A 14,968-nucleotide genomic window follows, 5' to 3' on the forward strand; every position below is an offset into this window, starting at 1 on the left:
AAGGAGAAAAGACGATGAAAGTTTTATTAACAGGATTTGACCCATTTGGAGGAGAGAGCGTGAACCCGGCATTCGAGGCCATCAAACTTCTGCCGGATACCATCGCCGGAGCAGAGATCGTAAAAGTTGAGATCCCGACCGAGTTTACCAGAAGTATTTCCTGCGTGGAAGCAGCCATCAAAGAGCACAATCCGGACGTTGTCATCGATGTCGGACAGGCAGGCGGACGCGCATGCGTAACCGTAGAGAAAGTCGGCATCAACCTTGCAGACGCAAGAATCCCGGACAACGCCGGAGAGCAGCCGTCCGATGAACCGCTGCAGGCAGACGGCCCGACCGCATACTTTGCAACGATTCCGGTCAAAGCAATGGTTCAGAACGTCCGCGAACACGGCCTTCCGTGCCACGTATCCTTCACCGCAGGCACCTACGTATGCAACTGCGTCATGTACAATGTGCTTCACCTGTGCGCAACGAAATATCCGAACATCCGCGCAGGCTTCATCCACGTACCGTTCGCATGCGAGCAGGTAGTCGGAAAAGCAAGCACCATGCAAGCATGCCGCTGGAAACGATTGCAAAATCTCTGGAATACTGCATCGAGGCAGTCGTAACCAACAAAGAAGAAGTAGAAGAAGCAATGGGAACTACCCACTAAAACAGACTTTCAGACCGTCGTACCGGAATTTTGGTGCGGCGGTCTGCTTTTTTTGCTATTTTCTCTTTTGCAAACTATATCTTTTGTGATACAATAAGATTCGTCAGAATTTTTATGCGAAAGGAACGAAAGAAAGAAAATGGAACAGGGTAAAATTTTTAAATTTCATAATGACCTTGATACAGACCAGATCATCGCATCCCAGTATCTGCTTCTGCCGAATCTGGATGAGATGAAAGGTCATGCGTTTGAATCGTTAGATCCGGACTTTGCAAAAAAAGTAAAACCGGGAGATTTTGTCGTAGGAGGAGAAAACTTTGGCTGTGGTTCCTCAAGAGAGCAGGCACCGGGCGTTTTAAAGGCACTTGGTGTACAGGCTGTTATCGCAAAATCCTTTGCCAGAATCTTTTTCCGCAACGCCATCAACATCGGTCTGCCGGCGATTGTCTGTAAAGACCTGCCGGATGCCGTAGAAGACGGGGACACCATGGTCCTCCATATGTCCGAGGGAACCGCAGAGGTGAACGGCAAAACGTACACCTGCACCAAACTGCCGGAATATATGCAGAACATACTGAATCAGGGAGGCTTGATTGCCTCTTTGAACCGCGAGGAGGAGTAAGAACCATGGGAATGACAATTGCAGAGAAAATTATCGCCGCTGCAGCCGGCGTTCCGGAAGTAAAACCGGGAGATATCCACACCGTAACACTGGATCGTCTGATGAGCAACGACGGAACAACTCATCTGACGGTTGATATGTACCGCAACAAATTAAACCACCCGCACATTGCGGATCCGAAAAAGCTCGTTTTCATCGTCGACCACAACGTGCCGTCCGACAGCCCGAAAACAGCAGCATCCCAGAAAAAGATGCGTGATTTTGCAAGAGAGAACAACATTGACTTCTGGGAAGGAAAAGGCGTATGCCATCAGGTGATGATCGAGAACTATGTCCGCCCGGGCGAGCTGATCTTCGGCGCTGACAGCCATACCTGCTCTTACGGAGCACTCGGCGCATTCGGCACCGGTGTCGGCTGTACCGATTTCCTGTACGGCATGGTAACGGGAACTTCCTGGGTACTCGTACCGGAAAGCGTAAAATTCAATCTTGTAGGAAAACTGCCGGAGGGCGTTTATGCGAGAGACCTGATCCTCACCATCATCGGCGAGGTCGGCGCAAACGGATGCAACTACCAGGTGATGGAGTTTACCGGTGAGGGTGCAAAAACGCTGAGCATCAGTGACCGTATGGCACTTTGTAATATGGCAGTCGAAGCCGGCGCCAAGACCGGTATCTTTGAGGCAGATGAGAAAGCCATGGAATACCTGAAAGAGCACGGAAGAGAGCCAAAAGAAGTCTTCCACAGCGACCCGGATGCAAAATACGTCCGAGAGTATACCTTTGACCTCTCCAAAGTCCGCCCGGTTGTTGCAAAGCCAGACTTTGTGGACCGCGTTGTTCCGGCAGAGGAAACGTGCGGAACGCCAATCAATGAGGCATTCCTTGGTTCCTGCAACAACGGAAGAATCGAAGACCTCCGTGTCGGCGCAGAGATCATCCGCGGAAAGAAGGTCGCAGAGGGTGTCCGTTTCCTCGTTGTTCCGGCAAGCCAGACGATCTACCGTCAGGCATTAAAAGAAGGCATCATCGACACCTTCATGGAGGCCGGAGCCATCGTCATGAACCCGAACTGCAGCGTCTGCTGGGGAAGCTGCCAGGGTGTCATCGGCGAGAACGAAGTGCTGATCAGCACCGGAACCCGTAACTTCAAGGGCCGTGCCGGTCATCCAAGCTCCAAAGTATACCTGGGATCCGCTGCTACGGTAACCGCATCCGCGATTGCCGGAAAGATTGCGACGGCAGATCAGATCTGACCATTTTCTTTGAGGGATACATAATATTTTTGGGAGAATAAACATATGGAAGCATTTACAGGAAAAGTATGGGTGCTTGGAGACGATATTGATACCGATATCATTATCCCGACCGAGTATCTTGCTTTAAAGACAATTGACGATATGAAACAGTACGGCTTTTCCCCGCTCCGCCCGGAACTGGCCGGACAGATCGAAAAGGGCGACATCATCGTGGCAGGAAAGAACTTCGGCTGCGGCTCCTCGAGAGAGCAGGCACCGGAGATCATCAAGGCGCTCGGCATTTCCTGCGTTATCGCGAAATCCTTTGCTCGGATCTTTTTCCGCAACTCCATCAATAACGGCCTTCTTCTGATCGAGCAGCCGGATCTGCACGATGATATCAAAGAGGGCGACACCATCACCGTCAAGATGAATGAGCATGTTGATTACAACGGAAAAACATACCCGATCGCAGCTCTGCCGGAGAACCTGATGGATATCATTCAGGCAGGCGGCCTGGTAAAGGCAATGCGCAAGCGCAACGGATTGGATTAAGAGCGGGAGGAAGAAACGATGGGCAATACAGTAATTGAAAAAATCATCCGCCACAACACCGGAAAAGACGTAAAACCGGGCGACATTGTGACGGTCAACGTGGACAGAGTCATGATTCATGATATCTTCATCCCGTTTGTCGGCGATAAATTCGAGGAGATGGGCTTTACCAAACTGTGGGACCCGGATAAAGTCGTTCTGATCTACGACCACCTCGTTCCGACAAGCCAGGTGGACGATACGAGACATTTCCACAAAGGCGATGAATTTGCAAAGAAATATGGCATGAAAAACGTACACAGAAGCGACGGAATCTGCCATCAGTTAATGACAGAGGCAGGTTACGTAAAACCGGGCGACGTTGTTTTCGGAACCGACAGCCACACGACGACATACGGCTGTGTCGGTGCATTCTCTTCCGGAATCGGCTACACAGAGATGGCGAGCATCCTTGGAACGGGTACGATGTGGATCAAAGTGCCGGAGACGATCAAAGTTGTCATCGAAGGCGAGCTGCCGAAAAATGTGATGTCAAAAGACATTATCCTGCGTCTGATCGGTGACCTCGGTGCAGACGGCGCAACGTACCGCGCACTGGAGTTCTCAGGAAGCACCGTAGAAAATATGACCGTGGCAAGCCGTATGACGATTGCCAACATGGCGATCGAGGCAGGTGCCAAATGTGCACTTTTTACCCCGGATGAGAAGACCGCAGAATACTGCGAGATCGAACTCAATGACTATCAGAAGAGCTTAAAAGGCGATGAGGATGCAAAATATCTGTGCACCATCACCTACCGCGCCGAGGATTTTGTGCCGGTTATGGCATGCCCGTCCCAGGTAGACAAGATCCGTGATACCAGCGTTCTCGAGGGAACCCCGATCGATCAGGTCTTCATCGGTTCCTGTACGAACGGCCGTCTCGAGGATCTGCAGGCGGCAGCCGAGGTTTTAAAAGGCAAAAAAGTAGCCGACTACGTAAAACTGATCGTAACACCGGCAAGCCGCAAGATTTATCTGCAGGCAAGCAAAATGGGCATTCTCGATACACTGGCAGAGGCAGGCGCCATGATTACACATCCGGGATGCGGCCTGTGCTGCGGAAGAGCGGGCGGAATCCTCTCTGACGGCGAGCGTGTTGTAGCAACGAACAACCGAAACTTTCTTGGAAGAATGGGTACTTCTAAAGTTGAAATTTATCTGGCATCTCCAAAGACAGCGGCAGCATGTGCAGTAGCTGGAAAAATTGTGACGCCGGAAGTGTAAACGAACTTAACAGCAGAAAGGGAAAACAGACGACATGAATGGTTCAATGTTTATCGGAACCTGGTGGGCACTCGTCCCGCCGCTGCTTGCAATTCTGCTTGCATTTGTCACAAAAGAAGTTTACAGTTCCCTGTTCATCGGATCGGCAGTCGGTGTCCTTTTGTACACCGGCTTCCATCCGTGGGATGCGTTCACAAGCTTCTTTGAAATTTTACGGAACAGCATGAACATCAACATTCTGATCTTCGATATCCTGCTTGGCATGGTTGTCGTGCTGATGGCGAAATCCGGCGGCTCGGCGGCGTATGGAAAATGGGCGGGGACGAAGATCAAAACGAAGCGGAGTGCGCTTCTGGCAACGATGGGGCTTGGTGTTCTGATTTTTGTGGATGACTATTTCAACTGTCTGACAGTCGGCTCTGTCATGCGCCCGGTCACGGACAGCCACAAGGTTTCCCGCGCGAAACTCGCATACATCATCGACTCCACCGCAGCGCCGATCTGTATTATCGCGCCGATCTCAAGCTGGGCGGCAGCCGTCAACTCGTATGTGCCGGCGGATGCGGGAATCAGTGGATTCCAGCTGTTTCTGCGGACAATTCCGTATAACCTGTATGCGATCCTTACAATTGCGATGGTCTTTTACATCTGCTACACCGGCTTTGATTTTGGTCAGATGAAGCTCCACGAGGATAATGCCGCCAAAGGTGATCTTTTCACGACCGGAGGCGAGGAGTTTGAGCAGGTTTCCGAGCAGGAGGTCAATCCGAACGGAAAAGTCATCGACCTCGTGCTCCCAGTTGCCGTGCTGATTGTATCAGCGATTGGAGCGATGGTTTACACTGGCTTCCTCGGCGGCGCGGACAATGTGATTTCCGCGTTCGCAGGATGTGATGCAGAGACGAGTCTGATTTTTGCCTCCGTCGTGACGATCCTGTTTATGATGGCGCTGTATCTGCCGCGGAAGGTCATCACCTTCAAGAGCTTTATGGACAGCCTGTCCGAGGGCTTCAAGCTGATGGTTCCGGCGGTTACGATTCTCGTCTTTGCGTGGACCTTAAAAGGCGTCGGTGATGCGATGGGCCTGGCCCAGTTTGTCGGAAGCGTCGTGGGAGACCATGCATCCGCAAGTATTTTTATCCCGGTGGTGCTGTTCGCCGTGGCGGTGTTCCTTTCCTTTTCGACGGGAACCTCCTGGGGAACGTTCGCGATTCTTGTGCCGATTGCAACGGGCATGTTCGCCGCCGGAACAAATCTGGAGATGATGATTATCTCGGTATCCGCCGTCCTGGCAGGGGCGGTCTGCGGTGACCATATTTCGCCGATCTCGGATACGACGGTTATGTCAAGTGCGGGTGCGCAGAGCAACCATCTGAACCACGTATCGACGCAGATGCAGTATGCGGCCGTTACGGCGTGTGTCTGCCTGGTGGGATATCTGATTGCAGCCGTGACCAGAACGTGGTGGATCACACTTGGCGTCAGCCTTTTTCTTCTTTTGGCTGTTTTACCGGAATGCGCAGATTTTGCGCAAAAAAAGCGGAAAACGGCAAAAAATAAAAAAGAAAACAGAAAAACGCGTGAAATGCTTGACGGGAGAGAAAAAGAACCGTATACTAAAAAATAGAACAAACATTCACAGGACAACGGTGTCCTGCAAAGAAGAAGCGGAACGCTTTTGGAGCAGGAATGTGAATTGGAACAGAAGGAATTGGATTTTTCAAAGTCCAGTTCCTTCTGTTTATCTCTGTTAAAATTGCATCGGAGCTGTGAAATGCAGGAGAAGAAAGGAGGCATTCCGGGGCGAAAACGCTTTGGAAAAGGGAAGGACTGTTATGGTCAGAAAGATCATAGCAGACAATGGCAAAAACAAAAAGAGGGAGAAAATATATGATATTTGGAAAGTACATTAACAAATACTACCTGAAGAATGCGCCCATTCTGATTCTCGGTCTTGCAGCGCTGATTCTCGTAGATTATTTCCAGCTTTTCATACCGGAGCTGTACCGCATGGTCATCAACGGCATGAACGGCGACCCTGTTCTGGTCAACGGCCAGGCGGCGGTGTTTGATATGGAATTTCTGCTGGATCAGGTCTGCCGGCCCATGATTATTACCATTATCGTCATGGTAGTCGGCCGTTTCCTGTGGCGAGTCTGCTTTTTCGGCTCCGCGATCCGCGTGGTGACCGATCTTCGTACCTGCATGTTCGCGCACAGCAAGGAGCTGTCCCAGGAGTATTATCAGGTCAACAAAGTCGGAAACCTGATGAGTCTTTACACGAACGATCTCGATACCGTGCAGGAGTGCTTCGGCGACGGTATTCTGATGTTCTGCGATGCGCTGTTTTTAGGCCTGCTTGCCGTGATCAAAATGTGGCGCATGAACCACTTCCTGACCGGCCTTTCCATGATCCCGATGGCATTTCTGATGGCCGCCGGCACAACGCTCGGCAAATACCTGATGAAAAAGTGGGAAGAGCGCCAGGCGGCCTTTTCCGAGCTGTCCGATTTCGCGCAGGAAAACTATTCCGGTCTTGCTGTCATCAAAGCATTCGTCAAAGAGACGAAAGAGCTGATGATGTTCCGCAGACTGAACCGCGAGAACGAGGACATCAACGTAGAATATACCAAAATTTCCACACTGCTGAACATTATGGTAACGCTGTTCGTCGAGTCCGTCATCTGCGTAATCTTAGGCTACGGCGGCTATCTCGTTTACTGCGGAAGCTTCGACGCCGGCCAGCTTGTCGAGTATATCGGCTATTTCTCGGCCGTTGTATGGCCGATCATGGCGGTCTCCATGCTGATTGAGAAGACATCCCGTGGAAAAGCGTCCTTAAATCGTATTACGGAACTGCTTGACGCAAAAGTCGATGTGAAGGACCGCGGCGGTGTGCAGGATCTGCCGTTCATCCATGGAAAAATCGAGTTCCGCAATCTGACCTTCCGCTATCCGGACGGGGAGTACGATGTGCTGAAAAACGTATCGTTTACCATTGAGCCGGGCGAGAGTGTCGGCATCGTCGGAAAGACCGGTTCCGGAAAAACGACCATCGTCGATCTGCTGCTCCGCACCTACAACGTGCCGGACGGAATGCTGTTTATTGATGACCACGATGTCAACACCGTTTCCATTCACTCCGTGCGTGAGGGCTGTGCCTACGTGCCGCAGGACAACTTCCTGTTCTCCGACACGATTTCCGGCAATATTTCCTTCGCCTTTGATGACGAAAACCAGGAGGCCATTGAGGATGCGGCGATGATGTCCGATGTCCATGACAATATCGCAGAGTTCAAAGAGGGCTACCGCACCGTTCTTGGCGAGCGCGGTGTGACGGTTTCCGGCGGACAGAAGCAGCGAATCTCGATTGCGCGTGCGCTGATGAAACACGCACCGATTCTGATTCTCGACGATTCCGTCTCTGCGGTCGATACCAAAACAGAGCGCACGATTCTCGACAATCTCAAAAAACGTGAGGGACTGACGACAATTCTGATCGCACACCGGATTTCAACGGTGGAGCAGATGGACAAGATCGTGTTCGTCGAGGACGGAGAAGTCCATGCAGTCGGAAAACACGAGGATCTGTACCGGACCTGCACGGCGTACCGCAAGATGGTCGATCTGCAGAAACTTGAAGAGGAAGCGGGGGAGGAGTAGAAATGCACAATTATTATCCGATTCTCTGGGTCGGCGCGATCATCGGCGTGATTTCCACCCTGCTGATTGTGGCCGCGTTTGTAGTGAAAGATGGAGAAAAAGAAACCGGCTTTGAGCGGAACATGAAAGACAGTGAAATCATGCAGCGTCTGATGGATTACGCAAAGCCGTTTTACCGCCAGTTTATCGTTGTTGGTTTTCTGATGCTGTTTTCGATCGCGTACGATATCATTTCGCCGCTGATCGTCGGCAAAATTGAGGAGCTCGTCGTTGGAAAATTCGCGCTGAATGCCCTGTTTCTGTGGGTAGCGGGCTATGCGGCAATCCTTCTTGTCTCGATGGCGTGCACGTATTTCCAGGCCGTGATTCTGCAGAAGACGGGTCAGAAAATTATTTCCAATATGAGGGAGGATCTGTTCGTCCACATCGAGCGCCTTTCCCACGAGCAGTTAAATGAGATTCCGGTCGGAAAGCTTGTCACGAGAACGACAAACGATACGAACGCGATTTCGCTGATGTTCACCAACCTTCTGGTCAATCTTCTGAAGAACTTCTTCGTGATCATCGGTATTCTGATTGCGATGCTGTTTCTGAACTATGAGCTGACGCTGATGGTGCTCTGCTTCGTGCCGTTTATCATGCTGTTCTCGATTATTTTCCGCAAATTCTCGCGAAGAGCACACCGGAAAGTAAAAGACTGTACTACGGACATCAACACGTATCTGTCGGAGAACCTTTCCGGTATGAAAATCACACAGATCTTCAATCGCGAGGATGCCAAGATGCGCGAGTTTACCGACAAGAGCAACGCACTCGGCCGCGCACAGCAGGAGCAGATTTTCGTGTTTGGTATTTTCCGTCCGCTCGTCTACATGCTGTATATCAGCTCCGTGCTCTGCCTTTTGTATTTAGGCGGCAAGGGCTATCTGGAGGGAACGTCGTTCCTCGGCCAGACGCTTACCAGCGGTATGATCGTCAGCTTTTACATGTATATTTCAAAATTCTTCAACCCGATCCAGAACCTGGCGGAGCAGTTCAACTGGCTGCAGTCCGCATTTGCATCCGCCGAGAAAGTATTCTCGATTCTGGATCTCGAGCCAAAAATGCAGGATGCGCCGGATGCGATCGAGCTTACCGACATCAGGGGCGAAATTGAGTTCCGCGACGTATGGTTTTCCTATATCCCGGGCGAGTGGGTGTTAAAAGGCGTTTCATTCCACGTCAACCCGAAAGAGACAATCGCATTTGTGGGTTCCACCGGTTCCGGAAAATCGACGATTCTTTCCCTGATCTGCCGGAACTACGAGTTCCAGAAGGGTGAGATTCTGATCGACGGCATCGACATCCGAAAGATCAAGATCGATTCCCTGCGGAAAAAATTCGGCCAGATGCTGCAGGATGTCTTCCTGTTCTCGGGAACGATCCGTAGCAACATTATTCTCCGCGAGGAGGGGATTTCCGATGAAGAGATCATGGACGTCTGCCATTACGTGAATGCTGACCAGTTTATCAACAAGCTGGATTACGGCCTCGACGAGCCGGTGCGGGAGAGAGGAAACAACTTCTCCGCCGGACAGCGCCAGCTTCTCTCGTTTGCGCGTACCATCATCCATAAGCCTTCGGTCATGATCCTTGACGAGGCGACGGCGAACATCGACACCGAAACCGAGCTTCTGATCCAGGATTCCATGGAAAAGATGAAGAACATCGGAACGATGCTGATCGTAGCGCACCGTCTTTCGACGATCCAGCATGCGGATGAGATTATCGTACTGTCCCACGGAAAAATCGTGGAGCATGGAACGCATCAGGAGCTTTTAACAGCGCAGGGAAGATATTACCAGCTCTACACGCTGCAGTACCACCGCGAGCAGAGTGAGAAACAGAGAGGAAGAAAGTAAGAAAATTTTAGAACAATAAAGACAATTTACAAAAAGGGAGAAATTTTGTTTGTGCAAAGTGACAAAATTTCTCCTTTTTTTACGGTGTATCATATTAAAATGATTTTAAATCAATATAGTCATATGAAAAATATATGAGCATAATACGATATCCGTTTTTCCATCTCAAAAAGCGGGCGGTTATAATAAGGGAAGCAAAACGGCAGGCACCAAAAAGCCGGGCCGTCTGTTGAAAGAAAGGGAAAATTTATGGAAAAGAAAGCAAGCCTTGTAGGACGCCTGCTCTCGGAAAATCAGATGTCGGAAGCATTTATCAACAGTATGTTTCTGGCGCTGTCCGGCGGTTTTCAGGATGCCTACACGTACAATTGCAGAGATGAAGTATTCTCAAATGCCCAGACGGGAAACGTTGTGCTGATGAGCCAGAACTTTCTGGAAGGAAACTTTACGGCAGGTCTTCGGTATCTCTTCCCGATCCTCTTTTTTGCGATGGGTGTATTTCTGGCAGAAAATTTCCAGGAGCATTACCGGTATGCAAAGAGGCTGCACTGGCGGCAGGTACTTCTCGCGGCGGAAATTGTGATCCTTGCGATCGTCGGATTTATTCCGTCTTCTTATAATATGCTCGCGGCGATGCTTGTATCGTTTGCGTGCGCGATTCAGGTACAGACCTTCCGCAAGGTCGGCGGTTATTCGTATGCAAGCACCATGTGCATCGGAAACCTGCGAAGCGGAACCGCAGCGCTGTCTATGTATATGCGGGATAAGAAAAAAGAACAGCTCCGTCAGGCCGGATACTATTTCGGCGTGATTCTGGCTTTCGCCATCGGCGCCGGAATCGGAGGCGTGTTCTCCATGCTGTATGGAATCCATGTAATCTGGATTTCCTGCGGACTTCTTCTGGTGAGCTTCCTTCTGATGTCACTGGAAAAGTACCGCTGAGAAATAAGAGAGAGTGAAGAAAGAAGGCTGAAAAAATGGAAGTATTTCTGGAGTGCTGTATGACACTATTCTTTTCAGCGGCCATGCTGCTGCTGATCGTCCGCCTGGCAAAGGGTGAGGAGAAAAACATGATGTTTGCGCGTGTGTTCTCCCTGGCGTCCAACGTCGGTTTCTGGATTGGAATTGTCCGCATCGCTGTGCTGAACCGGAGCGGATTTCTGATGTTCTTCTACATCACAGGCGCAATGCTTTCCTACACGGCGATGGTATTTGCCATGCCGCATAAAAAAGAGCAGATTGCCGGACAGCAGGCATAAATAAAAAAGAGACCCTGTATACGGGAAGGATGGAGCAGCGATGTTCCGTCCGCCGGTAGACAGGGTCTTTTTCTGTTTCAAACAAAAGTTCATAAAATCTTATACGCGTTCCAGAAGCTCCTCGATCAGCTCTTTTGCCGCCGCGTTCTGGTGCTGCCGCGGGTTGATGATAAGACAGATTTCACGTTTGGGGGCCTCCTCGATGAGCGGAATCCGACAGACGGTACGGCTCTTTAAGGCATCGCGTGCCAGCTCCTCCGGATAAAATCCGATGCCGAGGTTATACTCGACCATAGGAAGAATCTGATCCGTTGTCGCCGCCTCCATATCGGGGTGGAAGGCGAGGTTGTGATTCAGAAAGTACTCGGCGTACAGCTCCCGCGTGCCGGTGTCTTTGGCAAGCGAGATAAAAGGATATTCTGACAATTCGCCGAGATGATGCGGCTCTGCGGAAAGGGATGCATATTTCGATCCGCCGATCAGAATTTCCTGGAATGGGAAAATCGGGATCTTGTGCAGCGGTTTGCGGATTTCCACCGGGCTTGTGACGACTGCGAAGTCGACCAGACCGTTTTCGAGCGCCTGGATGGCCTGCGGCGTCGAGTGGTTGGAGATGCGCAGGCGGACGTGCGGATAGCGGGTGTGGAAGTGCTCCAGGCGGGAGAGCAGCATCAGACGAAGTGCCGTCTCGCTCGCACCGATTGTGATAAGGCCGCTCTCAAGAGACCGCTCAAGAGCCAGCTCCTCCTCAACCGTGCGGAGCTGTTCGTAGGCAACGGCCACACGCTCATACACCTTTTCGCCCTCCGCTGTCAGTGTGACACCCTGGTGGGAACGGATAAAAAGTTTGCAGCCAAGCTCACTTTCCAGATTGTTCATGCACCGTGTGATGTTGGGCTGGTTGTTTTTCAGAATTTCCGCGGCTTTTGTAAAGCTGTGATATTGTGCTACGAAGTAAAAAATGCGATAATAATCATATGTAATCATAAAAACCTCCGAAGGATGAAGAAGAAAAAATCATCCATGATTGCTTCAATATAAAATACATGCGCCGGGTTGTCAAGGGATTTCTGAGGATGGTCCGGCCGGATTGTGCGGGGGATGGCAGAAGAGAAGTGGAAATTTTTTGAAAAAACACTTGCAAAATACCCGGACAGGGTATATAGTGTAGAAGAAAACAAGATACCCCATTAGGGTATATGAAATAGAAAATCCAGAACTACAGAAAGGAAGACATACGATGGAACAGTACAATGTAACCGGCATGAGCTGCGCCGCCTGCCAGACCCGTGTCGAAAAAGCCGTGTCAAAGGTACCCGGTGTCACATCCTGCGCAGTCAGCCTTCTGACAAATTCCATGGGCGTGGAGGGAACGGCCTCCCCGGCAGAGATTATTGCCGCCGTGGAAAATGCAGGCTACGGTGCGTCGAAAAAAGGCGAGAAGGGAAGCACATCACAGTCGGCTTCCACAGCAGAATACGAAGAGATGCTGAAAGACAAGGAAACACCGGTCATGAAACGCCGTCTGTTGAGCTCCGTTCTTCTTTTGATTCCGCTCATGTATTTCTCCATGGGCCATATGATGTGGGGATGGCCGCTGCCGAAATTCTTTGAAGGAAATCACATCGCAATGGGACTGGTACAGCTCCTGCTTACCATTGCGGTCATGGTCATCAACCAGAAATTCTTTATCAGCGGTTTCAAGAGTCTCTGGCATAAAGCACCGAACATGGACACGCTGGTAGCGCTTGGTTCTACCGCATCGTTTGTATACAGCGTCTACGCCCTGTTTGCCATGACGGGAGCGCAGGTACAGGGGGACATGGATGCAGTCATGAGCTATATGCATGAATTTTACTTCGAGTCCGCAGCCATGATTCTGACCCTGATTACCGTCGGAAAAATGCTGGAGTCGATTTCCAAAGGAAAAACGACCGATGCGTTAAAGAGTCTGATGAAGCTGGCTCCGAAGACCGCCGTTCTCTTAAGAGACGGAAAAGAAGTGGAAGTCGGCATTGATCAGGTGAAAAAGGGCGATCATTTCATCGTCCGCCCGGGCGAAAATATTCCGGTGGACGGCGTTGTCCTGGAGGGAACGAGTGCCGTCAACGAATCCGCGCTGACTGGCGAGAGTATTCCGGTGGATAAAGAGGCCGGCGACCGCGTATCGGCGGCGACCTTAAACCAGTCCGGTTTCCTGACCTGTGAGGCGACGAGAGTCGGAGAAGACACAACACTCTCCCAGATCATTCAGATGGTCAGCGATGCGGCAGCGACAAAAGCGCCGATCGCCAAAGTGGCCGATAAAGTTTCCGGTATTTTTGTGCCGGCCGTTATCTGCATTGCACTTGCTACGATTGTGATCTGGCTGTTTGCAGGAGAGAGCGTCAGCTTTGCTCTTGCAAGAGGTATTTCCGTTCTCGTTATCAGCTGCCCGTGTGCGCTCGGCCTTGCAACACCGGTTGCGATCATGGTCGGAAACGGAATGGGAGCAAAACACGGAACGATGTTCAAAACCGCAGTTTCTCTCGAGGAGACAGGAAAAACACAGATCGTTGCACTCGATAAGACTGGAACCATCACAAGCGGAGAGCCGCAGGTAACCGATCTTGTCCCGGCGGACGGTGTAAGTGAGGAGGAGCTTTTAAAAGGTGCCTTTGCACTGGAGCAGAAAAGTGAGCATCCGCTGGCCCGTGCGATTCTTGCACTTGCAGAGGAAAAAGGCCTGGCCCGCGAAGAAGTCAGTGATTTCTCTGCGCTTCCTGGAAACGGCCTTGTGGCAAAACGGAACGGAAAAGAGCTCTGCGGAGGCAACCGCGCACTGATTACGAAAAAAGCGGTTCTCTCGAAACAGATGGAAGAGCAGGCAGCAAAACTTTCCGAAGAAGGAAAGACACCGCTGTTCTTCAGTGAAGACGGAAAGATGCTCGGTATGATCGCGGTTGCGGATGTCATCAAAGAGGACAGCCCGCGTGCGGTGAAAGAGCTGCAGAATATGGGAATCCGTGTCGTGATGCTGACCGGAGACAATGAGCGCACCGCGCGTGCCATCGGCGCTGAGGCAGGTGTGGACGAAGTCATCGCAGGCGTTCTGCCGGATGGAAAAGAAGCGGTCATCAGCCGCCTGAAAGAAAAAGGAAAAGTAGCGATGGTAGGAGACGGCATCAACGATGCACCGGCTCTGACCAGTGCGGATATCGGTATTGCCATCGGAGCAGGAACCGATATCGCGATCGATGCGGCAGACGTTGTCCTGATGAAGAGCCGCCTCTCCGATGTACCGGCAGCGATCCGCTTAAGCCGTGCGACCCTCAGGAACATTCACGAGAATTTGTTCTGGGCCTTCATTTACAATATCATCGGTATTCCGCTGGCTGCGGGCGTATGGATCCCGCTGTTCGGCTGGAAGCTGAACCCGATGTTCGGTGCGGCGGCGATGAGCCTTTCGAGCTTCTGCGTTGTGACAAACGCCCTGCGTCTGAATCTGTTTCGGATGCACGACGCGTCAAAAGATAAAAGAATCAAAAACGAAATTCTAAAGGAGGATCTGAACATGACAACAGAACAGGGAATGGTAAAAACCATGACAATCGAGGGCATGATGTGCGGCCACTGCGAGGCAAGAGTGAAGAAAACACTTGAGGCAATCGAGGGTGTTGCATCCGCAGAAGTAAGCCATGAAAAAGGAACAGCCGTTGTAACACTGACAGCTCCGGTATCAGACGATGTGCTGAAAACAGCCGTAGAGGCACAGGATTACACCGTAAAAGGAATCCAGTAAAACAGGAAACGTTGAGAAAAGGGAA

Annotated in this window: 12 protein-coding genes; 11 read left to right on the forward strand and 1 reads right to left on the reverse strand. The window is 51.0% G+C overall.

The window, feature by feature from the left end; translation table 11 throughout:
* The first annotated feature begins 14 nt into the window (after positions 1-14).
* From pcp to DXA93_RS00220, 10 genes are all read left to right on the forward strand, one after another.
* Positions 15-614 carry a pyroglutamyl-peptidase I gene (gene pcp, locus DXA93_RS00175; RefSeq protein ID WP_330420940.1) on the forward strand — a complete coding sequence of 200 codons (600 nt, stop codon included), beginning with the start codon at positions 15-17 and terminating at the stop codon, positions 612-614.
* A 183-nt stretch (positions 615-797) separates the two neighbouring features.
* Positions 798-1,280, forward strand: a complete 483-nt coding sequence (locus tag DXA93_RS00180; RefSeq protein ID WP_055218301.1) for a LeuD/DmdB family oxidoreductase small subunit — start codon at positions 798-800, stop codon at positions 1,278-1,280.
* Positions 1,281-1,285: 5 nt separating this feature from the next.
* On the forward strand, positions 1,286-2,536 hold the full coding sequence (locus DXA93_RS00185) for a 3-isopropylmalate dehydratase large subunit (RefSeq protein ID WP_117509127.1): 1,251 nt from the start codon (positions 1,286-1,288) through the stop codon (positions 2,534-2,536).
* A 45-nt stretch (positions 2,537-2,581) separates the two neighbouring features.
* Positions 2,582-3,073 (forward strand): LeuD/DmdB family oxidoreductase small subunit, encoded by a 492-nt coding sequence (locus tag DXA93_RS00190; RefSeq protein ID WP_022462500.1) that lies wholly within the window; start codon positions 2,582-2,584, stop codon positions 3,071-3,073.
* Positions 3,074-3,091: 18 nt separating this feature from the next.
* A complete protein-coding gene (locus DXA93_RS00195) occupies positions 3,092-4,339 on the forward strand; it encodes a 3-isopropylmalate dehydratase large subunit (RefSeq protein ID WP_117509126.1) in 1,248 nt (415 codons plus the stop codon).
* A 34-nt stretch (positions 4,340-4,373) separates the two neighbouring features.
* On the forward strand, positions 4,374-5,966 hold the full coding sequence (locus DXA93_RS00200) for a Na+/H+ antiporter NhaC family protein (RefSeq protein WP_119207609.1): 1,593 nt from the start codon (positions 4,374-4,376) through the stop codon (positions 5,964-5,966).
* A gap of 263 nt (positions 5,967-6,229) precedes the next feature.
* On the forward strand, positions 6,230-8,002 hold the full coding sequence (locus DXA93_RS00205; protein WP_158554957.1) for an ABC transporter ATP-binding protein: 1,773 nt from the start codon (positions 6,230-6,232) through the stop codon (positions 8,000-8,002).
* 2 nt (positions 8,003-8,004) lie between these two features.
* On the forward strand, positions 8,005-9,903 hold the full coding sequence (locus tag DXA93_RS00210; RefSeq protein WP_117509123.1) for an ABC transporter ATP-binding protein: 1,899 nt from the start codon (positions 8,005-8,007) through the stop codon (positions 9,901-9,903).
* Positions 9,904-10,152: 249 nt separating this feature from the next.
* A complete protein-coding gene (locus DXA93_RS00215; protein ID WP_242991102.1) occupies positions 10,153-10,845 on the forward strand; it encodes a YoaK family protein in 693 nt (230 codons plus the stop codon).
* Positions 10,846-10,880: 35 nt separating this feature from the next.
* Complete coding sequence (locus tag DXA93_RS00220; RefSeq protein ID WP_022462506.1) at positions 10,881-11,162, forward strand: hypothetical protein; 282 nt, start codon at positions 10,881-10,883, stop codon at positions 11,160-11,162.
* Positions 11,163-11,261: 99 nt separating this feature from the next.
* Here the strand turns inward: DXA93_RS00220 and DXA93_RS00225 are convergent, their stop codons facing one another.
* Positions 11,262-12,149 (reverse strand): LysR family transcriptional regulator, encoded by an 888-nt coding sequence (locus DXA93_RS00225; protein ID WP_117509122.1) that lies wholly within the window; start codon positions 12,147-12,149, stop codon positions 11,262-11,264.
* 253 nt (positions 12,150-12,402) lie between these two features.
* Between DXA93_RS00225 and DXA93_RS00230 the strand changes: the two genes are divergently transcribed.
* Positions 12,403-14,943 (forward strand): heavy metal translocating P-type ATPase, encoded by a 2,541-nt coding sequence (locus DXA93_RS00230; protein WP_117509121.1) that lies wholly within the window; start codon positions 12,403-12,405, stop codon positions 14,941-14,943.
* Positions 14,944-14,968 lie beyond the last annotated feature (25 nt).

It is taken from the genome of Blautia sp. OF09-25XD (genome assembly GCF_003482095.1).
Classification (GTDB): Bacteria; Bacillota; Clostridia; order Lachnospirales; family Lachnospiraceae; genus Fusicatenibacter; species Fusicatenibacter saccharivorans.